This is a genomic window from Olsenella sp. KH3B4, assembly GCA_900111695.1.
Lineage (GTDB): Bacteria > Actinomycetota > Coriobacteriia > Coriobacteriales > Atopobiaceae > Tractidigestivibacter.
The window spans coordinates 29,766-49,923 of the sequence record FOHD01000010.1 but is presented as its reverse complement, the minus strand read 5'-3'; the positions used below and the strand labels follow the sequence as shown (position 1 = coordinate 49,923).

The following is a 20,158-nucleotide window of genomic DNA, read 5'->3' as shown; positions in this document are numbered from 1 at the left end:
CACGAACTGGCGGCACGAATGCCAACTTTGATGAAGGACGCGCGATTCACAGATGAGACAAAGGGAAACTCCCTTTGTCTCATCGCTGGAGGGAGCGGTACGCCTCGCAGACCTCGTCCGTCTCGCCAATCATGCGCATGTGGCCTTTCTCGATCCAGCACACGCGGTCGCAGATGCGCTCAACAAGGCTGATGTCGTGGCTCACGAGAAGAACGGTCACGTTGTCGGACTCAACGAGCTCCTTGATGCGACGCTCGCACTTCTGCTGGAAGAGGAAGTCGCCAACAGAGAGTGTCTCGTCGACGATGAGGATGTCGGGCTCGGTCACCGTGGCGATGGCGAAGGCGATGCGCGCGACCATGCCCGAGGAGTAGTTCTTGAGGGGCATGTCCATGAAGCCGTCCAGCTCGGCGAAGTCGACGATGTCTTGGAAGTGCTCGTCGATGAAGTCCTTGCGGTAGCCCAGGAGCGCGCCGTTGAGGTAGATGTTCTCCTTGGCCGTGAGCTCCATGTCGAAGCCCGCACCGAGCTCGATGAGCGGCGCGATGGTTCCGTGGACGTCGACCTTGCCCGCGGAGGGCTCGAGCACGCCCGCGATGATCTTGAGCATGGTCGACTTGCCGGACCCATTGGTGCCCACAAGGCCAAAGGCCTCCCCGCGCTTGACCTCGAAGGAGATGTGGTCCAGTGCGCGGAACTCCTTGAAGGTGAGCTCGTGCTTCGCGGCGGCGATGAAGTACTCCTTGAGGGAGTTGAACTGCTCGGACGCTATGTTGAAGATCATCGATACGTCGTCGGCGAGAACCGCCGTGGGAGCGTCCGCTGGCGGAACGGGCGGGCGCAGGAAGCCATACTTACCTGCAACGATGATCCAGCGCTCGACGTTGCCCTTGAAGCGCCCCTGCGAGTCCTCGATGTCGACAGCAATGCGGTAGCGCCCGGGCCTGTCGGGCACAAACTCCCAGCTGTACTGAGGGATGGTGTGACCAACGTGCTCGATGGTGGAGTCGAAGTCGCCCTTCTCCCAGCTGCCGTCGAGGTTCCAGACGTAATTGCAGAGGTAGTCTTCCTTCTCGACCCCACGGAAGTGCGGCGTAACCTGGAGCTTGTCGCCCACGCGAAGGGAGGTCGACGAGAGGCCGAGAAAGACGCTGCCGCCGTTGTCCAGATTGAGGGTGTCCTGCACGTGTGCCACCTGACCTTACGGTTTGGGCCGCAAGCGACCGCGCAGGGCGGCCAGCGGCCAAGATACTAGATGAAGAGGATGAAGCGGCGCTCGTGGGAGCGGAAGACCGCGTAGCCCAGGGCCAGCGAGACGAGCGCCCACACAACACAGCTCACGACCACCTCGACGGAGGGCATCGTCGCGTAGATGACGGTGTCGCGCATGAAGGTTACGTAGTTGTACATGGGATTGACGTACATGAGGATGCGGACAACGTGGAAGGGCACCTGCTCGATCATGGAGACGGGCCAGAAGAGCGGGGTGGCGTACATCCACGCCATGAGCAGGACGCTCCACAGGTGGACGAGGTCACGGAAGAAGACGGCGAGCGCCGAGAGGAGCAGGGAGAGGCCCGCGCAGAAGAGCATGAGCAGCACGATGCAGACGGGCGCGAGCAACATGAGAGGAGTTGGCGCCACGCCCTCCCAGATCATCACGATGAAGACGGCGATAAGCGAGAAGAGGAAGTTCACTAGCGAGAACAGGACCTTCTCGATGGGGAACACGGACTTCTTCACCCGAACCTTCTTGAGTAGCGGTGCGGCCTCGATGATCGACATCATGCCGGCGTTGGTGGAGTCGGAGAAGACCTGCCAGGTGATGTTGGCAACGATGAGGTAGAGCGGGTAGTGCTGGATGTCCGCGTAGCGGAGGAAGAACGAGAAGACAAAGGACATGACAATCATCATGAGGAGCGGGTTGAGCACGCTCCAGATGACACCCAGGACGCTGCGGCGATACTTGAGCTTGAAGTCCTTTGAGACAAGCTCGCGGAGGATGAAGAGGTCACGCTTGCCAGCGGGATACCACGCGTCGCGCGCCGAGGTTGTATGCGCGGGGGCTTGTGGGGCGGGCGCCTCCTCTGGGGCCGTGGCCATGTCCTTCTCAGCAGGCTCGATGTCTGAAGCCAAGGTTCCTCCCGTCAAAGGAGTTGTACGGGCAAGCGGCGCCCGTTCTTGTCGAATATCTTTCTGATGCTAGCACAGGCCCAGCCCTGTCACAGAAACGGGATTTAGTTCCCCGGCATTGGGATTCCATTGCCGGGGAGTGGGATTCCATTGCCGGGGAGAATAATCCCGCGAGATAGCAAACAGGCCAGACGGCAAATTGCCATCTGGCCTGCGAAATCTCTGGCTCCCCGGGCAGGGTTCGAACCTGCGACACGCTGATTAACAGTCAGCTGCGCTACCACTGCGCCACCGGGGAATTCTCAACGCGAGAAGTAATTATACGAATCGCTCCGAGGGATGCAACCCTCAAGTTGAACTTTTTTCTTTTCTCGCGGCCCGTCGCCGGTCGCCTATCGTCCGAGGCCGTCGCCAGGCCCGTCGGCGCGCCCGCGGCTCGCCGCTGGCCGTCACCGGCCTTCACGGGTATCATGAATCCCGCCGGGCCAACCGCGCCCGGCCGACGCAAATGCGCCGCACAGCAAGGCTCGGGGCGGTCCGGCCATGTACCCATGGAGACTGCCATGCCTATCGCGCCCACCTGGAACTGCTCAAACGTTGCCCTCGACCTCTCGCGCCCCCGCGTGATGGGCGTGCTCAACGTGACACCGGACTCCTTCTCCGACGGCGGCACGCACAACGCCCCGAAGGCGGCGATTGCCACGGCGTCCCAGATGCTGGCCGACGGCGCCGACCTCATCGACGTGGGCGGCGAGTCCACGCGCCCCGGCTTCACGCCGGTACAACCAGACGAGGAGTTCCAGCGCCTGGAACCCGTTGTGCGCTGGCTCGTGCGCGAGGGCGCACTCGTCTCAATAGACACGCGTCACCCGGAGGTCGCGCAGCGCTGCGTTGACCTAGGAGCCCAGATCATCAACGACGTCACCGGCTTCTCTGACCCGCGCATGGTCAAGGTAGCCGCAACGTCGGACTGCGGCTGCGTGGTCATGCACTCAGGTCCCGTATCCGGCACGGCAACCAAGAGCTCGGCGGTCATGGCGTCTGCCGAGAAGGACGACCTGTCTGCACTCATGAACGGCGCCTCTGCCGGAAACCGCGCGTGGGAGGCCGGCGGAGACAAACCCCTGTTGCCAGACTCCAGCCACGTGATGTCGCTTCTCGAGGACTACCTCCTCAATCGCGCGCGCGACCTCGAGGCGCGCGGCGTCGCCGCATCCCGCATCTGCCTTGATCCCGGCGTGGGCTTTGGCAAGAGCGCCGAGGACAACATCGTCATTCTCCGCGCCACGCAAGACCTTGCCAGCCTTGGCTATCCCCTCATGTGCGCGGTGTCGCGCAAGCGCTTCGTGGGTACCGTGAGCGGCGTCGCAAGCGCCCCCGCTCGCGACGACGCGACCATAGGCATCTCGCTTGCTGCGGTGGCGCGCGGTGCCCGTGTCCTGCGCGTCCACAACGTACCCGGCATGACGCAGGCACTTGACGGCTTCTGGGCAGCGTCAGAGCCATGGACCTCGCGGGTCACGCTCTTGCTCTCCCCCGCTGCCGAGAAGGACGCACAGCAGGCAGTCGAGGCAGTCGACGCCATGCCCCTCACGCGCGTGAGGGGCTCCAACGCGAACTTGCCTGGCGGGCAACTACAGCTTGAGGTAGAGACGGCGCTCGACCGCATCCCCTTCCAACATGAGCTTGACTCAGCACTCGACGCGGCGGCAACCAAAGTTGAGTTGTCGCAGACCGCCGCGCTCAAGTAGCAACAAGCTGTGACGGTCACATGCAGGCTGCAGTCTCCTACTTGACTGTCTCGGCTCCTCTCCTCAACATGAACGCTGTTCACGTTGACGTCACACATCCGGTGGGCAAGCCCGCCGATTGTTGGAGGGGACCGCAATGAGCAACTCGAAGGCAATTGCAAAACAAGAAGCCATGCCCCGCGGAATGCGCATCGGCGAGAGCGTCTTTGACATCGCGTACCTCATCTACGACCTTATCGCTGCCATCATCTTCTTCACTCAGGCCAACGGTCGGCTAGTCTTCGTCCTCTACGGAGCGCTCACCCTCTGCCTTGGCGGCGGAGACGCGTTCCACCTTCTTCCCAGAGTCCAGATGCACCTCTGTGGCGTCCAGGATGACACGCAGCGCAAACTGGGGATGGGCACCGCAATAACCTCGGTAACCATGACGGTGTTCTACGTGCTGCTCTACTTCATCTGGAGGCAGATCTTCCCGGAACTCGAGGTCTCCCCCGCCGTTCCCGCGCTGATCTTCCTCACCGCTGCCGTAAGGATCGTGATTTGCTTCTTTCCGCAGAACGATTGGTTCTCGAACAAGGAGAACCTACGTTGGTCCCTCTACAGAAACATCCCCTTTGCCATCACCGGAATCCTTGTAATAGCTCTATTCGCCATCTCGGGTAACGCCGGCGGGTACGGCCTCTGGCGCATGTGCATCGCCATCGCGCTCAGTTTTGGGTTCTACCTTCCCGTCACCTTCCTCGCCAAACGCAAGCCCGCAGTTGGGGCACTCATGCTTCCCAAGACGGTGATGTACATGTGGATTATCTGGATGGGCCTCTCACTTCTCAACGTACTTTAGGAGTCGGCAATGAACCCCAGGTCAACCTCGAGAGAGACCATTTTGGAGGCATGCCGTGCAATCGTTAGGGAGCGAGGGCTCGCTGGCGTCAATGTGCGTTCCGTTGCCTCTGCCTGCGGCGTGGCTCCCGGAACCCTTTACAACTACTTCCCGGGGAAAGATGCCCTGGTTCTAGCTGTCACGGCAGACGTTTGGTCGGACATTCTCAGCTCTGATGCAAAGAAGAACAAGGGCGACGAGAAGGACTTCGCCTCACACGTCGAGAGGGCCTTCCAAAGCGCACAAGCGGGCATGGCCCGGTATCCGGGGTTTCTCCCCGCCCACGCGCTTGGCCTTACCAAAGAGCGAGATCAACGCTCTGAGGGAAAAGAAATGATGCAAGCCTTCATTGGGCGGCTTGAGAGCAGCATGCTCTGCGCGCTTGAGTCAGACAGCGGAGTGCGAGAGGATGCGTTCGATGACGGCTTGACAAAGGAGGGTCTCGCTGAGCTTGTGACGCAGCAACTAATATCTCTCCTGGTCCTTGGCCGGGGCGACTGCAAGGCTCTTGTCGCCATGATTCGCAAGGTGCTGTACTAGGAGAACCAGCACAACGTGTGAGCGGTATGCAACTGCACTACACATCTACTCTAAGAAAAAATCCCGATGCAGTGCCAGACACGGCGTCTGCATCGGGATTTCCATGTACGCGTACTGTAAGAGACGCGGGAGCGAGGCTTGGGGCAGCGCTCGCAACAGCGCCGGTCGTGTTGGCGGCAGCAGCGCTACCCTGAGTCTCCCCGTTGGAGACAGAAGTGTCGGGTGAAGTGGAGTCCTGGGCACCTGTAGTGGTGGAATTGTCTGCCTTGTCCTGGTCATTGTCATTGTCAGAGCTCTCCACCACAGTGGATGGAGTGCCTCCGTCATCAGCGAACGTCCAGACCGTTCCCCCGGCATGCACGTGCTGAAGACAAGTAGCGCGCTCAAGAAATAGCAGAGTCTCTTTCTCATCTGCGGTTTCTTTCTGTTATCCCCCTACAAGCATTTTTCAGCTTTGAGACCGAGTAGTTAAAACTCCCTAATACGCAACACGTAAAAGAACAAGTATTGTGACGTGGCTATGCATTGAGAAGAGAGAAAACAAACAGACGTTTAAGCCCTCTGGCCAAAGCGAAACAGCTTAATAATGATGGCCTCCGGGGAGCCAATCGGGAATAGCGGAGCGGCATGAGATGCCGCACGACAGAAAAATGACCCTAGAATGGTGAGGGCACTTTCGCCTGCCGAGGTTTGCGTCTCTCGCACAGGCGACACCTGCCTGTCCTTCCAGTGTCGTTGTCCAAAACCCGAGGTACCAGCATGAACGTCTTTCTCATCCTTCTCGTCCTGGCACTTGTCGCCAGCTCCTGCGGATTCCACAAGTACGTGTGGTTCATCTCCATAGGCTATGGAGCGGCCATCGCCCTTATTGGCATTGGCCTCCTGGTGATGTTCGGCGGCTCCCTCACCGTGGGGCCCGCGCTCCAGTGCGCCCTGTTCGTTGTCTACGGGTGCCGACTTGCCGGATACCTTCTCTACCGAGAGGCGAAGACCGCCTACAACAGGCGAATGCAGGGCGAGGTCAAGTCCAACGAAGGCGTTCCCCTCGTGGGCAAGGTGGGGATCTGGATGTCTGCCTCGCTGCTCTACGTGCTCCAGACGTCGCCCGTCCTGTTCCGCCTGGCGGACGCCAGCGGCACCGACGTCTTTTGCATGGTTGGCCTGCTGGTCTCGGTGGCGGGACTTGCCCTCGAGACCACGGCCGACCTGCAAAAGAACCGAGCGAAGAAGGCTAACCCAAAGCGCTTCGTGGACACCGGTCTCTTCCGCCTTGTGCGATGCCCCAACTACTTTGGCGAGATGGTCTTCTGGACCGGCGTCTTTATCTCCGGGCTCTCCGTGTACGCCAACGCGGTCCAGTGGATCTGTGCACTCCTCGGCTACCTGGGCATCATTTACGTCATGTTCGGTGGGGCGCGCCGGCTGGAGATTCGGCAGGACAAGAACTACGGAGACAACCCGGAATACCAGAGGTACAAGTCCACGACGCCGATCATGATCCCGTTCGTCCCCCTCTATTCCGTGAAGGAGCACACGTGGCTGGTCGCATGAGTCCCCGCGAGGCTGTGCGGAGCGATTCCATCCCAGAGGGCTTCACGCTCTCGATGGCCCTCATGGACTGCCTGCCCGTGGCGTTCTTCTGCGTGGGGGCGGGCGTCCTGGCGACGCGGTTTGACAGCGCTCTGTTCCGCGTTGGGGTCGCGCTGGTCGTGCTTGCCGGCGCGCTCAAGGTGTGCTGGAAGCTCGTGCTTTCGCTGGCGAGAAGAGACGTGCGCTTCCTCAACCGGCAGCTGCGCTACCTCATGCCCGTGGGCTTTGCGCTTGCGCTCGCCTCGCTCGCGGTCGACCGCGCCAAATGGTCGCCCGCCTCTGTTCTGGCACACGCGACGGCCATGCCCTCGCTGGCGTTTCTCGTCGCGGGGCTGGCGGGGATGTCCCTCATGGGCTGGTTCGCCCGCAACCTGGACGGCCGCGACGCGAAGGCCAACTGGCGGGAGCAGGCGGTGAACGCCATCTCGCAGCTGTGCATCATGCTGGCGATCGTGCTCTGAGGCCAGGGGACGCCCCCTCTCCACGCCTCCCCTCGCCCTCGCTCCTCCCCCGAAATGGAAAACTGCGGCTTAATTGCAGTTCAAGGCGGGGTCTGCTGAGAAGAACCGCAGGTAGCGGGCTTGGGGCCCCGCCGAGAGGTGCAATTAAACCGCAGTTTTGGCGGCCGGACCGCCTGGGCCCCTCCGCCCAGCCGGCCTCACCATCTGCCACCCGCCAGAAGCAGCGCTGCACAAAATTTGCGGTTGACGGCCCATTTTGGGCGAATCGCCGAGTACGAAAGCTCTAACTTTTTGCGGAGCCGCAGGTAGCGAAATGGCACCCGCCGAGTGATACTAAGCTAAACCCCCGAAAAAGGCCGTCAACCGCAAATATTGTGCAACGCCCTTACACCGTGGCCCCAGACACGCGGGAACTAGCTTGAAATCACGAACGTGGTCACGTAGTCGGTAGCTTCTGGTGCCCTAATCCCCGGATCGGCCTTCGCGAACGTCCCCGCCAGCCCGGCGTCCTGCGCGGCAATCTGGAAGTGACAGGCCGCAATGCCCATATCAACCTTCTGAATGTCGCCGGTCGACTCCCGCGCGTACCCCTTGGTCTTGTGCTCGTAGAAGTGAACCTTCTCGCCGTCGACAACAAGGCGCCACGGCTGCTTGTTGGTTGCCGAGGGAGACCAGCGCACCGTCTGAAGCGGCTCCAAGAGGCCACCCGCTTCACCCTCGCCAAGGGGATGGTCGAAGTCTCCCTTGAAGAAGAGTGACTCGAACGGGGCCCGCTCGTCCGACCGCATGTTCTTACGCATGAGGGTCTCGCGCACGGACCTCTTGTCCGCAGCGTAGCCGAGAGGGGTCACTGCAGGCATGACCTCGTCGGCCCCCACGCCCAGGGCGCGTTCGAAGGCCTTGCGGTCGATCGTTGCGGCAAGCCACACCGTCCCCAGCCCCAGCGACGTGGCGAGAAGGACGAACCGTTCAAACAAGTAGCCAAAGCCCAGCTCCGCGTCCTCCTGCCTGTGGTACTTGGCCGCCACGTACGTGTTGGCCCCCACAATCACGGGGCTGGAGACCCCGTCCCGCTTGCGGTCGAGGAACTTGAACGTTATGGGCACGCCAAAGGGATTGGTGTCGTGTTTGGTGAAGTCCTCGAGCTTCGCTATTAGCTCGTCCGGGATTGGCCTGTCGTTGAAGGTCCGCACGCTCTTGCGCGCCTTGATGGTGCTGGAGTCCATGTGTTGTGTCCCCTGTTCTTCTCGCTACTGCGTTCTGCGTCTTGCCGGAGTGACCCTAGTCCTGCTCGACGTGCAGGAGCGTCTTGCCCTGGGAGTGACCGGACCTCACGCGCTCGAGCGCGTCATTGACCTGGTCGAGGCCGTAGGAGCCGTCGATGGAGACCTGCAGCGGACGCTCCGCCGGGAAGAGCTCCCTCACACGCTCGAGCTGCGCGCCGTTCTCGTGAACAAAGATGAAATCGTACGTCTGGTCCCTCTGCGTCGCCATCTTGTCGAACTTGCGGCCAGCGATGCCAAAGAGCGCGCGCTTAACAGGCGAGAGGCCCGCGCGCCTGGCAAAGCGGCCGTTGGGCAGTCCGCGCAGCGACACGAGGTGCCCGCCACGCTTGAGCACGCGGAACTCGTCCGGCAACTCGCGCTCGCCCAGGGTGTCGAGCACGCAGTCAACGTCGTGGAGCACGTCGATGTAGCGCTGCGCCTTGTAGTCGATGAAGGTGCTGGCACCAAGCTCGCAGACGCGCTCCTCGTTGCGGGCGCTGCCGTTGGTCGACACCACAAGCCCCATGCGCGCGGCAATGGGGATGGCCATGGCGCCGAGGCTGCCCGTTCCGCCCGAGATGAAGAGCGTCTGGCCCGTTTTCGCCTGCATGAGCTCGAGCGCCTGCATAGCGGTGAGCGCCGTGAGGGGTACGCACGCGGCCTCCTCCATCGAGAGGTAGTCCGGCACGGTGGCCAAGGCCGACTCGTCCACAGCAGCGTACTCGGCAAACGCGCCAATCTTCGCAAGCGGCATGCGTCCGTACACACGGTCGCCGGCTTTGAACTTTCCTGCCGCAGAGCCCGCCTTGACGACGGTGCCCGAGAACTCGTTGCCCATCACGAGCGGCGTGCGGTACGGCACGATGAGACGCACCTCTCCGCGAACGATCATGTTGTCCAGCGGGTTCACCGCCGCCGTGTGGATGCGCACGAGAACCTCGTGCGCCGCGGGCTCGGGGACGGGAATGTCGCGCACCGCGAGAGTCGCGCCGTTCTTGTCGTAGCCGTCCAGAATCGCTGCCTTCATTGCTTACCGCCTTCCCGCTGGTGAGAGCTTCTCTCGTCCTTCTCGATCCGTTCGCGCATGCGCGCCATGCAGTCCGCAAGCGTCGCGCCCGAAAGCTCGTCCTCCACCACCTGCTCCGCATGGCGGAACATCCCGCTGAGCACGGGGCGGATGTTCCTGCCCACAATGCACGCGTCGCTGGGGTTCTGGTGAATGTCGAACACGTGGACGTCATCCGTCTCCTCGACCGCACGGTACACGTCGAGAAGGGATATGTCCGCAGGTGCCTTGACCAGGGCAAATCCGCTCCTGCCACGCTGACCCTCGATGATTCCGGCACGGCTGAGACGCGCGGCTACCTTGCGGATGTAGCTGGCGTTTGTTCCCACGCTCGTCGCAATCTGCTCCGAGTTCATGGGCTGCTCCGCCTCGGAGACAAGAATCAACATGTGAATGGCCGTCGAGAACTTGGTGTCCATGCGCTCCCCTACTTCCTGCGTCTGTCGGGTTGTGATTGTATCACGTACTGATACATCTCTAGTGAGACCACACGGCATCGACCAGGGCACATAAACTCACCACTTGCGTCGCGACGAGAAGCGCGGGAGCGTCTCTACGTCAAGCTCACCTGCCGCTCTCGCGCACCAGCCTCTGCCCGATTGCGTAGGCGTTCTCCAGGTCCTTGGGGAAGTTCTTCTCGCGCGAGAGCTGCTTCTTCTCGGCGTCAAAGCCCGCCATGGAGTACTTGGAGTAATCCGCCACCTGCAGCGTGTCAAAGCACGGGTACAGGCAGACCTCGCCGTTGAGCATCTGGAGCTCCCGCGCGTACCCCTCGAACGCGTCCTTGTAGAGCCTGTCGTAGAACTCCTTCGACGCGTTCATGCTGACGAAGAGTCCCACGTTCACCTTCCCGGTGAAGTAGTTGCTGTAGTCGTCGTAGGACAGCGCGCAGAAATGCAGCCGCTCCATCACCTCGAAGTACCGGCTCGTCGGCCTGCCCAGGTAGATTGCCGTGCCAACGAGAAGAACGTCCGACCGGAAAACCTTGTCGATTATCGGGGACAGGTCGTCCTTCCAGTAGCAGTGGCACCTCTCGGCACCCTTCCTCTTGCAGAGCATGCAGCTCCTGCAACCGGTGAAGTTGAGGTCGTAGAGGTCTATGTACTCGGCCTCGGAGCCGGCGCTCCTGGCGCCCTCGGCCGCCGACTTCAAGAGCTTTGCCGTGTTCCACGCCTTGCGAGGGCTTGCGTTGAGCACCAGGGTCTTTGTCATAGGTCTCCTTACACTGAGAAATACAAGTAAACGCGCGCGTATCCAACGTGAGTCTAAACGCTCTCGCGACTCATATTCCACAAAAGCCGTGGCAACTCACCGCAGCCAAAAAACGCCGCGCTAGCTCCTGGGGTCGGGCTCTTTCCAGGGAACCTCGATAAAGTTACCGGACGACATGGCGGCGTCCACGGGAATCACGGCTCCCGTGACATAGCTTGCGAGGTCGCTCGCCAGGAAGAGGGCAACGTTGGCAATCTCTTCCGGACGTCCAAAGCGTCCGTTGGGAATCATGGACTGGGTCAGTTCGCGTTGCTCGGGCGAGATGGTTGCATAGATCTCCGTGTCAATGGCGCCCGGGCAGATGCAATTTACCCTGATCCCATGGCGGGCATAGTCCATCCCGGCAGTCTGGGTAAGGCTGATAACGGCACGCTTAGCGGCACTGTACGGCGCAAAGTTGGCCGTCGCCTTGATGCCCTCTGCGGACGAGACGTTGATGATCGAGCAGTTCGTCGACTTCGAGGTGAGCATGGCAGAGACGGCATACTTCATGCACAGGAACACGCCAACGTAGTCGATGTTGGTGACGCGACGGAAGTCGTCAGCGTCGTACTCGTGAATCGGCTTCATGAGGCAACTCGCGCCTGCGTTGTTGACGAGAACATCCAGGGAACCGTATGCATCAAGGGCGGTCTGCATGAGATGCGCCACATCGTCTTCGGAAGTTACGTCCGTCTTGCAGAACAGGGCCTCGCCTCCCTTTTGGCGTATCTCTTCGGCGATGGCCTCTCCCCTGTCGGCTCTACGTCCAGCAAGCACGACCTTCATGCCTTGCGCAGCAAAGACCTTTGCAGTCGATTCGCCAATACCCGAGGTTGCGCCGGTAACTACGGCCGTGCGGCCCTTGACACTTGAGAAGTCAGCCATCTTTACACACCTTTCGACGAAGTCATACCCCCAACAAGTTTGTGACGGCTTGGAGCACAGTAATTTGGACATTTATCGGTTTTGCCGGGTTCTACTACAATTTTGAGTAATGTCTGAAGAGTCCAAGAGGTGGAGCCATGGGTGCCTCCGATAGAACAAAGCAGCTGCTTGCCGATAAGCTCATCGAGATGAGCAAGACGATGCCAATCCAGGCAATTCGCGTGAAGGACCTCTGCGCGGCGAGCAGGACGGACCGCTCCACCTTCTACTATCACTTCAAGGACAAATACGATCTTGTCGCATGGATCTTCATGCAGCTCTTCAAGAAGGAGCGCTCTCGAAGCCCCATCGAGAATAGCAGGGAGATGATCGAGGGCATGCTCCGCGGATTCTGGAGCGAGCGGGCCTTCTTCAGGAATGCTCTCAGCGATCGCTCCCAGAACAGCCTCGACACCTACCTACTTGATTTCTATGTAAAGAGCGAGCGAGAAGCCATCTGCCGGTATCAGGGTGTAGCGACGCTGGACGAAGAGACAGAGTACGTGATTCGCCAGTACTCCTATGGATGCCTTGGCATCACGATTGAATGGATCCTAGGGAAGAATGGCCTGAGCGTCGAGAGCATGGCACGGTACCAGTACCTCTGCATGCCCGAGATACTCAAGCGCGCATGGATGGCCGATGCCGGCGGCACGAAGGACCCCACGGGCCACACAAAATCATAGTGGGCGGGACGACGACCTTAATAGAAAGAATGCAACCAGGTTGCAACGCCATGCCGTTCCCGGATGCAGGGTGAGACCTACGTTTGAACTCCTACTCCTGCGTCTTGAGGGCCAGTGCGAGGTGGGTGGCAAAGGTACGGTCCAGCGCCACCTCGTCGTCGCTCTGGGGCGCCCTCCCCTCGTAGTAGCTGGGGGTGTCCACCTCGGTCCTGTCCACGTAGAGCCGGACGGTAGCCTCGGTGTTGCCGAGCATCGTCGTGGCTTCGCGACTCCAGTTGTCATAGACCGTGACGCCATCGTCCTCGACGGCCGCACGCGCATGGTCGTCTATCGGCTCTGAGGTCTCGAAGCGCGTCCTCGACGGAGTTCTTCTCGTCCATGTTTTCCAGAATGGCCTGCACGGAGGAGATGGTGATGAGACAGCCAGACACCACCGAGATCGTGGCCACGAGCAGCGCAAAGATGCCGAGGTGCCTGCCCGCGTTGTGGAGCAGCTGGCGCCCAAAGCGCCTGTGAAGGGGGTTGTGCATTGCAGCTTCCTACCACTCGAGGTTGCGCGCGGGGATGGGAGAGGGATTGACCTCGTCTTCCACGATCTGACCCTCTCTTAGGCGCAGACGCCTGGTTGCCATCTCTCCAATAGCGGCGTTGTGGGTAACGATCACGGTGGTGCATCCGTGCTCGTGACAGACCCTCTCGATAAGGGCAAGGATCTCCTTGGAGGTCTGGTAGTCGAGGGCTCCGGTGGGCTCGTCACAGAGGAGGAGCCGAGGCTTTTTTCACCAGCGCGCGACCAATTGAGCAGCGCTGCGAACTGCATCATGTGCCCATAGCCCAACCCACTTGTAGGCTCGTCGAACGCGACGACCTGCCTGCCCGACGCCACGGCGCACGCAATGGCCACGCGCTGCTTTTCGTTGCACTTGCTCTGAGGATTCGCCTTACATTTGCTTACGCGGCAGCGAAGCTTGCGCTGATGGAGCCGCTTCCCACCACGTCCGCCAAATCCGACGCATCCGCTATCTTGCCGATGCGCGTATAGGCATAAGAGGTGGCGTGGGATTCGTAGAAGACCACCAGGCAGTTGTTCCCATAGAGCATCACATCCCCTGCCTCGATGGTACCGGGGTTGGACGCGTTGGTCGGGAGCGAGCCGTCCAGATAGACGTACTTCTCGTTCCCGTTGAGCTCGCTCATCTCCGTCTGCAGCGGGAGCATCGCCGCAAAGGCTGCTGCTGTCTCCTTATCATCCAGGTCGATGGCGAACTGGTGTCCCTCAACCGAGAGCGTGACCGTTGAAATGGACGGGTTCATAGAGGACTCCTCCCCTTGGTTGGTAGAAGATGCCGTTGCATCCTGGTTCGCAGGATCGATCTCTTGAGGTGCGCTCGCATTCGCACTGGATGCATTCACGCCATTCTTATCGCTGGATTGCTCCTGAGCGCATCCCCCAAGGAAGGAGATGCAGAGCACGGACGCTAAGGCAGCTGTCAACAGGATTCTCTTCACGGGGGTCCCTTCCTCCTCACAAGCTCCGGCCGAACTGGCGAACCTCTTCCAGGCTCTGGGGAGAGGACGCGGCTGCGCCAGGATATTCGAAGATGCCACAGTCCTCCGCGCCGTACCAGCCTTGCAGGAACCCATGGTAGATGCGCTCGGCCGCGGCATACACGCCCGAAGATCCGGAATCCAGGATCATGGCCATCTTCTTGCATGCCTTCGGGATCTCAAGGGCATAGGTCCGATGGATGGCGCAGTGCAGCTGCCCCGTGAACGAGCCGTAGTAGATCGGGCTTGCCAGCACGATCATGTCAGCGCTGGCGTAATGGGGGTAGATCTGCTGCATGTCATCCTTTTGGATGCATTCGCCGTTCCCTTGGGTGTGGCACCACTCGCACCCGATGCACCCATGGATGTCCATGGAGGCAACGTCGAACACGGTCACTTCATGGCCCGCTTCGCGCGCTCCCTCGGCGAACGCCTGGGCCAACGCGGTCGTATGCCCATTCTTGCGGGCGCTTCCCTGCAGGACGAGTATCTTCATGCTATGCCTTCCTGATCGTGATGTCATAGGATCCCTTCAGCCCGCGTAAGGTCTCGATGGCTCCATCGTCCAAGCGGCCCATGTTCAGCTGGTCCCCATAGGACCCTGAAGCGTCTTCGCCATCGAAGAAGACGGCGAACCAACCGCCGCCGGGGTTGTAGTTGATGTCACCGTTCGACCATCCATACCCGACTTGTGCCGCGTCATAGGGAAAGCTCTGCTCTATCTGGCCACAGAAATCCATTCCCGACGACCCCACATGAATGGAGATGGGGAGCGCTTCGAAGAACGCTTTCGCGGTTTCCGTATCGTTCAGGGTTCCCGAGACGATGGTTCCGTCAAAGTCCATCTCAATGTGCATTTCTGACCTCCTGCATCTTTACGATAGATTGTGGCCAAGCTCATAGGCATCCTGTAAGAAAGATATGGCTGAGGCAACTACACGTACTGCGACGGCATCGGGCGGGCGCGCACATCTATTTCGTCGGGTCGGTCGTGCCTGCAAGGGGTCTCTCCCCCGGACGCGCGAGGGGGCCAACGAGCTCGTGGGGGCGGTATGGATCCTCGAGGAAGCCCACCTCTTCATCAGAAAGACTCAAGTCCAGCGCCCTCACGGCATCGTCCACGCGGTCGGGCCTGGAGCAGCCCACGATGGGCGCGGTAACCCCACGAGCCCAATGCCACGCGAGCGCGATGTCGGCCATGGGCACGCCCCGCCTTTGCGCTAGCTCGGCAACGCGCGCGACCACCGGCATATCCAGCTCCTGGTCGTGGTCGTACTTCTCGCGCATGGTGGAGTCGGTCCTGGAGCGTCTGCTTTCGGAGTCCCACGTCGGACGCGTGAGGTGGCCGCTCGCGAGCGGGCTGTACGGGGTGAGCGACACGCCGTACTGCCGGCACACGGGAATCATCTCGCGCTCGTCCTCGCGGTACAGCAGGTTGTAGTGGCACTGCATGGTGCTGAACGGGGCCCAACCGTTTTCTTGCGCCGTGACCTGCATGTTGTGGAACTGGTAGCCGTACATCGCGCTCGCGCCCAGTGCCCGCACCTTGCCTGCGCGCACGAGACTGTCCAGCGCCTCCATGGTCTCCTCGATGGGTGTGTCGTAGTCGAAGCGGTGGATGATGTAGAGGTCCAGGTAGTCGGTGCCAAGGCGCCGTAGGGTGCCATCGATTTCATGCTCTATCGCGGCCTTGGTAAGGTGCCCGAGGCTCCCCTCGTTGAAGAACACCTTGCTCGCCAGCACAACGTCCTCGCGCCTCATCCCGAGGTTCTTCAGAGAAGTACCTATGAACTCCTCGCTCGTACCGTGCGCGTAGCAATTCGCCGTGTCGATGAAGTTTACGCCGAGCTCGAGGGCACGTTTGAGGACGGCTTGCGTTGCCGGCTGGTCGATGACCCACTGGTGAAAGTCGGGAAACACCTTGCCAAAACTCATGCCGCCGATGCACACGCGCGATACCTTGATGTCGGTCTTGCCAAGAGTTGCGTACTCCACGATTGCCTCCTTTCGGCAGAAAGCCAGCTATATCCCAAGCCTCGTGTAGCGCTCTGTGGGCTCAATCCGGTAGAGCTCGGCGTGACCTGCCTTTGCAAGGGCCTCCGCCGCCATCTCCGTCGTGCCGGTAGCGCTGAAGAACGTGACGATCGTTCTTGTCATAGTGAATACTCCCTCATTTGGATTGGCGCCGTCCGGATGTCGCGGAATCCGAGCCCACCGTTCACGCCAGGCACGAGACTACTCCCTGTCAAGACGCAGGCATCCCCCGACGCGCTCGCCAAGACTCCAGTACGAGTAGGTGGGGAACTCGAAGAGGACCGGCGCCACCCTGCCGTAGTCTATCTTTCCCTTCTCGTCCAGGCATGCCTCGTCCACGTACGTGCCGTCGATCGCGAGCACAAAGGTCTCGAAGCCGTCCGTCTCGTACACATCCTCGACGGAGCAGGCAAGCGAGAGGGGCGACTCGTCGATGAGCGGCGCGCCGTCCTCGGCCGCGCTCCACGCAAAGGCGCAGGACTTGTCCTCCTTGGTGCCGCTCACGCTGCCCACGTGGTCTGCCGCGCGAAGGAGCTTCTCATCGATCAGGTTAACCGAGCAGGTGCCGTTCTTGCGGATCCACTGGTTGGTGTAGTGCTGCTTGGCGCAGCTGATGGTCACCCTGTCGTGCCCTATGATGCCGATGTGCGCGACGAGAAGCCAGTTGGGACCCTTGTCCGTCATGGCGCCCACGACCGTCACGGGCGTGGGGTACAGCGCGAGCTTCGATCCAAGGTTCTTCTTTGCCATTGTCTCTCCTAGTCCATCTTCTTTTCCCAGGCCCAGGCGCCCAGCACAATCTTGGGGTCCTTCTCGTCGTTCATTCCTGTCTCCCATCGTCCGAGTTGTGTCTTCCTCAAGTCGCTGGGACGATTCTCAGACTTAGACCATGGTTTAAGTCAATATACTTTCTCTAAATTATGAAAGCGGCTTCACATCCCGTGACGGGGTGCGGGGCGACACCAGGAGGGGAAGCGTTTTGGAGAAGGTCTACACCATTGGGGAGGCGGCGGCCGTGCTGGGGATGCCGGCGTCGACCATCCGCTACTACGACAAGAACGGTCTGTTCCCGGACATGGCACGAAGCCAGGGCGGCATCCGCGTGTTCACCGAGGACGACCTGGAGTGGGCGCGCTTCATAGAGCGGCTCAAGGTGTCTGGCATGCCCATCCGCGAGATCAAACGCTACATAGACCTCTATCGCAAGGGAGACTCCACCATCGAGGAGCGCCGGCGCATCGTGAACGAGCGGCGTGAGGCCATCCTGAGGCAGATGGAGGACCTCAGGCTCTCGCTCGACTTCATTACCTACAAGTGCTGGTATTACGACGTGGCGGCAAGGTCGGGCACCTGCGACACGCCCAAGAACATGCCCGCCGAGGAACTTCCGGAAGACATCCGCCGCATCAAGGCAGAGTGCCGAATCAACAGGTACTAGGTTGCCGGAAAGCGTCGCGCGCGGAGGGCTCCGTGGCGGTCCTTGCGTATACGCTTTTGATGTCATGCACGAGCCGTTGCCACCGCAATCCAGACGAATCCTTGGTCCCGCGTCACCGCAGGGCCCTGCAAACTGGATTGATTCATCGATTACGTATACTATATTATACGTAATTGTACTTTACGTATTATATTTATGACAGGTAGTAATATGAAGCGACCTATGTCAGCCAAAACGAAACTAGCGGCCAAGAGCATCGGCGAGAACATAGCCACATGGCGCAGGCTATACGGCCTGACCTCGCAGGAGCTTGCCGACAAGGCCAATGTCTCACGTGCGACCATCTCGCGCCTGGAGAACGGCGACCCCTCCGTTAGCCTCGAGACGTTCCTTAACGCATGTCGGGCGCTGCAGACCCTCAACGCCGTAGTTGAGGCAACGGACCCCTATCAGACGGACTTGGGGCGCGCAAGGGCCGACCAAGCGCTTCCACAACGTGTGAGGAGCAGGCAGTGATCCCCGCGGTGCAGGTATTTACTTCGGGTCCCAAAGGCGACACTCTCGTGGGAGTCTGCCACTTCAGCCTGCGTCGGGGGTCCATCAGCTCATCCTTCGTCTACGACCAGGGGTACCTTGCATCGGCGGGGGCCTATGCAATTGACCCGTCGCTCCCCCTGAGGAACGCGGCAGGCATCGGCAACGGACGAGGATTCCCTATTTGAGCTCCATGGAACTTGGGCCTCCTTCGAAAAGGAGAAAGCTGGGTTCTCTCCCCCGTATTTGACGTCAACATCAATCCCGACCCAGGGAAACAGCGCGTCACGTCGGTCTTTGGCGAGACGGGCAGGTCCGAGATCGACGGACTGCGGGAGCTGGCAAAAGTATGTGGCCTCACAGCCGAGAAGAGCGCGACTGCGGTCGCGAGGGTGGTAGGCGCGGCACATTCGTGGAGAAGCCTTGCAAGGCGAAACGGTTGCAAGGAGGCGGAGGCCGAACTGATGGGCCGTGTGGTGGATGAGCGCGTCCAGGCGTTAAACGAGGCGTTCAGCTAAGTCGCGCGAATGGGAACCCCGCAAGCGGGGAATCCCTACGGTCCACCTTGGGACATGTCGGCGTCTCTGCGTTCGCTCTGGCCGGCATCGTGATCGCAAAACTACGAGACCAGCGCTTCTAATGTGGCTGGTGCCTGATCGGGGCACCTGCTCGTGATGCCTGTGCTCAAAAGACGCCTTAGGGCATAGCTCTGAGAGTCCTTCTGCCAAGCCTTCCCGACTCCGTGGACATGCTGTGCATATCGCATGTCGCCGCGGCAGGCAGCATTCAGGATACCTAAGATACATTGTGCACAATGTATCTACCGAGGAGAGGAAGACGCATGGCCGAGAAGGAGACGGGGCCGATTGGCTCTTCGAGCAGCGAGGCCGCCAACAGGAAGATCCTGGAGCTGGTGGATGACGCCAAGGTGAAGCGCATACCGTTCTTCGTGCGCAAGCATGCATTGAGCAAGACCTTCGAGAAGATCGAGCACGAGTACCCCGAGCTCTATGCCGTGGCAGCGCAGGAAGGTCCGCTTCCTGACGAGGCGCGCTCACAGCTCAGCGACATCGTGAATGCGATCTTCGACCAGAAGCTCAAGAAGCACAGCCTGTAGAGCGCGTGGCAGTCGAGCCGCACGCCGTGCGGGGGGATAACGAGACTGCGCGACTGCGAGGACGCGTCAAACGTGGCCAGAGGACGGCGAGAAAACCGTCCTCTGGCGATTACGCCACCCAAGGACTTGCTCGAGGCGCAGAACGCCATCAAGGTCTACGAAGACATCGACTTGTCCAACCCGCTATCGGTGAGTCTGGCTACGATGTCGGTATAAATGACGGTATAAATGTCGGTATAACGAATGCGGCTGCGGCAACGCGTGAGCGACTGCTCTCGCTCGTGCGTGACAATTCGAGCATGACGGTCAAGCAGATGGCATCTGAGTCTCTGCGGATGTTCCGAACAGCAATGACCTCCCTTCTGAGAGCTATTGGTCCTGGGAGCTGTGCACATCCATGTAGCCATGGAGAAGCTCGATGAAGATGTCAGTAATTTCCTCAGGGCTTTCCTTCATGCCTCCCCTAGTCCAGCACGAAAGCAACCCCATCGAGGCGCCCGCAAAGTAATAGATTTGATAATTGCTATGCAGAACGTCGAGCCGTCGGATCTGGTACAGGGTCGCGTCGTACATGGCACGGGCCACCTCATGGTCCAGCCCCTGCCGAGCCAGACACCTGAGGGTGTCTCTCTCCCCATACAGCACAGTAAAGGCATGCAGAATTGCCTCGCGGCCGTTGGGTTCCCATGAATCCTGGTCGGTTACCACCTTTCGGCATAGTTCTCGGAGCCAACGCCGAACGATGTCTTCGGGCGAGGAGAAGTGCCGGTACAGCGTTGCGCGCGAGACGCCTGCTTCCTGCGCAATCTCGCGCATGGTGACGTCTGGCAGAGCCTTCTTGTCCATGATGGTGAACAGGGCATGCATGATAGACATCTCGCTCGAATACATGAGACACATCCTCCCCACCTGTCTCAGGCCCACGTCTCCGCATGCT

At 60.5% G+C, this 20,158-nt stretch carries 25 protein-coding genes and 1 tRNA gene; 9 read left to right on the top strand and 17 right to left on the bottom strand.

Annotated elements, in window-relative coordinates; genetic code table 11:
• Positions 1-79: 79 nt before the first annotated feature.
• The 3 genes from BMX94_RS10785 to BMX94_RS09200 form a co-directional block, all read right to left on the bottom strand.
• Positions 80-1,186: an ABC transporter ATP-binding protein gene (locus BMX94_RS10785; RefSeq protein WP_286160074.1), complete on the bottom strand. Its 1,107-nt coding sequence runs from the start codon at positions 1,184-1,186 to the stop codon at positions 80-82.
• 65 nt (positions 1,187-1,251) lie between these two features.
• Positions 1,252-2,136, bottom strand: a complete 885-nt coding sequence (locus BMX94_RS09205) for an ABC transporter permease (protein WP_286160073.1) — start codon at positions 2,134-2,136, stop codon at positions 1,252-1,254.
• A 220-nt stretch (positions 2,137-2,356) separates the two neighbouring features.
• A tRNA-Asn gene (locus BMX94_RS09200) sits at positions 2,357-2,431 on the bottom strand.
• 265 nt (positions 2,432-2,696) lie between these two features.
• Between BMX94_RS09200 and folP the strand changes: the two genes are divergently transcribed.
• From folP to BMX94_RS09175, 5 genes are all read left to right on the top strand, one after another.
• Entirely contained in the window at positions 2,697-3,884 is a 1,188-nt protein-coding gene (gene folP / locus BMX94_RS09195; RefSeq protein WP_091005867.1) for a dihydropteroate synthase, read from the top strand.
• Positions 3,885-4,020: 136 nt separating this feature from the next.
• On the top strand, positions 4,021-4,725 hold the full coding sequence (locus tag BMX94_RS09190) for a hypothetical protein (protein ID WP_286160072.1): 705 nt from the start codon (positions 4,021-4,023) through the stop codon (positions 4,723-4,725).
• A 9-nt stretch (positions 4,726-4,734) separates the two neighbouring features.
• Positions 4,735-5,304 (top strand): TetR/AcrR family transcriptional regulator, encoded by a 570-nt coding sequence (locus BMX94_RS09185; RefSeq protein ID WP_091005812.1) that lies wholly within the window; start codon positions 4,735-4,737, stop codon positions 5,302-5,304.
• 759 nt (positions 5,305-6,063) lie between these two features.
• A complete protein-coding gene (locus BMX94_RS09180) occupies positions 6,064-6,855 on the top strand; it encodes a DUF1295 domain-containing protein (RefSeq protein WP_091005810.1) in 792 nt (263 codons plus the stop codon).
• A complete protein-coding gene (locus tag BMX94_RS09175) occupies positions 6,840-7,355 on the top strand; it encodes a hypothetical protein (protein ID WP_091005808.1) in 516 nt (171 codons plus the stop codon). Before BMX94_RS09180 ends, BMX94_RS09175 begins: the two co-directional genes overlap by 16 nt.
• A gap of 413 nt (positions 7,356-7,768) precedes the next feature.
• Here the strand turns inward: BMX94_RS09175 and BMX94_RS09170 are convergent, their stop codons facing one another.
• The 5 genes from BMX94_RS09170 to BMX94_RS09150 form a co-directional block, all read right to left on the bottom strand.
• Entirely contained in the window at positions 7,769-8,581 is an 813-nt protein-coding gene (locus BMX94_RS09170; protein ID WP_091005807.1) for a nitroreductase family protein, read from the bottom strand.
• Between the two features lie 55 nt (positions 8,582-8,636).
• Positions 8,637-9,647: an NADP-dependent oxidoreductase gene (locus BMX94_RS09165; RefSeq protein ID WP_091005805.1), complete on the bottom strand. Its 1,011-nt coding sequence runs from the start codon at positions 9,645-9,647 to the stop codon at positions 8,637-8,639.
• Positions 9,644-10,105 (bottom strand): RrF2 family transcriptional regulator, encoded by a 462-nt coding sequence (locus BMX94_RS09160; protein ID WP_091005804.1) that lies wholly within the window; start codon positions 10,103-10,105, stop codon positions 9,644-9,646. The genes BMX94_RS09165 and BMX94_RS09160 overlap by 4 nt, the downstream gene beginning before the upstream one ends.
• A 145-nt stretch (positions 10,106-10,250) precedes the next feature.
• The gene (locus BMX94_RS09155; protein WP_091005802.1) at positions 10,251-10,898 is read right to left on the bottom strand and encodes a flavodoxin family protein; all 648 of its coding nucleotides are present in this window, start codon (positions 10,896-10,898) and stop codon (positions 10,251-10,253) included.
• A gap of 120 nt (positions 10,899-11,018) precedes the next feature.
• A complete protein-coding gene (locus BMX94_RS09150) occupies positions 11,019-11,825 on the bottom strand; it encodes an SDR family NAD(P)-dependent oxidoreductase (RefSeq protein WP_177171405.1) in 807 nt (268 codons plus the stop codon).
• Between the two features lie 137 nt (positions 11,826-11,962).
• Between BMX94_RS09150 and BMX94_RS09145 the strand changes: the two genes are divergently transcribed.
• Entirely contained in the window at positions 11,963-12,550 is a 588-nt protein-coding gene (locus BMX94_RS09145) for a TetR/AcrR family transcriptional regulator C-terminal domain-containing protein (protein ID WP_091005798.1), read from the top strand.
• Positions 12,551-12,641: 91 nt separating this feature from the next.
• Here BMX94_RS09145 and BMX94_RS10650 read toward each other — a convergent pair whose 3' ends face one another.
• The 8 genes from BMX94_RS10650 to BMX94_RS09105 all read right to left on the bottom strand — a co-directional run bounded on the left by BMX94_RS10650 (position 12,642) and on the right by BMX94_RS09105 (position 16,882).
• The gene (locus tag BMX94_RS10650; protein WP_177171404.1) at positions 12,642-12,803 is read right to left on the bottom strand and encodes a hypothetical protein; all 162 of its coding nucleotides are present in this window, start codon (positions 12,801-12,803) and stop codon (positions 12,642-12,644) included.
• Positions 12,804-12,828: 25 nt separating this feature from the next.
• Entirely contained in the window at positions 12,829-13,080 is a 252-nt protein-coding gene (locus BMX94_RS09140; protein WP_091005796.1) for a hypothetical protein, read from the bottom strand.
• Between the two features lie 421 nt (positions 13,081-13,501).
• Positions 13,502-13,864, bottom strand: coding sequence for a cyclophilin-like fold protein (locus tag BMX94_RS10645; RefSeq protein WP_091005795.1), 363 nt, complete (start codon positions 13,862-13,864; stop codon positions 13,502-13,504).
• 211 nt (positions 13,865-14,075) lie between these two features.
• Complete coding sequence (locus BMX94_RS09125; RefSeq protein ID WP_072355668.1) at positions 14,076-14,594, bottom strand: flavodoxin family protein; 519 nt, start codon at positions 14,592-14,594, stop codon at positions 14,076-14,078.
• Between the two features lies 1 nt (position 14,595).
• A complete protein-coding gene (locus BMX94_RS09120) occupies positions 14,596-14,955 on the bottom strand; it encodes a cyclophilin-like fold protein (protein WP_091005793.1) in 360 nt (119 codons plus the stop codon).
• Positions 14,956-15,070: 115 nt separating this feature from the next.
• Positions 15,071-16,093, bottom strand: coding sequence for an aldo/keto reductase (locus BMX94_RS09115; RefSeq protein WP_177171403.1), 1,023 nt, complete (start codon positions 16,091-16,093; stop codon positions 15,071-15,073).
• A 27-nt stretch (positions 16,094-16,120) separates the two neighbouring features.
• Positions 16,121-16,255 (bottom strand): flavodoxin, encoded by a 135-nt coding sequence (locus BMX94_RS10780; protein WP_083432434.1) that lies wholly within the window; start codon positions 16,253-16,255, stop codon positions 16,121-16,123.
• Between the two features lie 78 nt (positions 16,256-16,333).
• Positions 16,334-16,882: a flavin reductase family protein gene (locus tag BMX94_RS09105; protein ID WP_091005791.1), complete on the bottom strand. Its 549-nt coding sequence runs from the start codon at positions 16,880-16,882 to the stop codon at positions 16,334-16,336.
• Positions 16,883-17,111: 229 nt separating this feature from the next.
• Here BMX94_RS09105 and BMX94_RS09100 point away from each other — a divergent pair, with 229 nt between their 5' ends.
• From BMX94_RS09100 to BMX94_RS09085, 3 genes are all read left to right on the top strand, one after another.
• Positions 17,112-17,570 (top strand): MerR family transcriptional regulator, encoded by a 459-nt coding sequence (locus tag BMX94_RS09100; protein WP_091005789.1) that lies wholly within the window; start codon positions 17,112-17,114, stop codon positions 17,568-17,570.
• A 222-nt stretch (positions 17,571-17,792) separates the two neighbouring features.
• Positions 17,793-18,086, top strand: coding sequence for a helix-turn-helix transcriptional regulator (locus BMX94_RS09095; RefSeq protein ID WP_286160071.1), 294 nt, complete (start codon positions 17,793-17,795; stop codon positions 18,084-18,086).
• Positions 18,087-18,945: 859 nt separating this feature from the next.
• Entirely contained in the window at positions 18,946-19,221 is a 276-nt protein-coding gene (locus BMX94_RS09085; RefSeq protein ID WP_091005784.1) for a hypothetical protein, read from the top strand.
• Between the two features lie 369 nt (positions 19,222-19,590).
• On the opposite strand, the gene BMX94_RS09075 is transcribed toward BMX94_RS09085, so the two are convergent.
• On the bottom strand, positions 19,591-20,112 hold the full coding sequence (locus tag BMX94_RS09075; protein ID WP_177171402.1) for a TetR/AcrR family transcriptional regulator: 522 nt from the start codon (positions 20,110-20,112) through the stop codon (positions 19,591-19,593).
• Between the last annotated feature and the right edge of the window lie 46 nt (positions 20,113-20,158).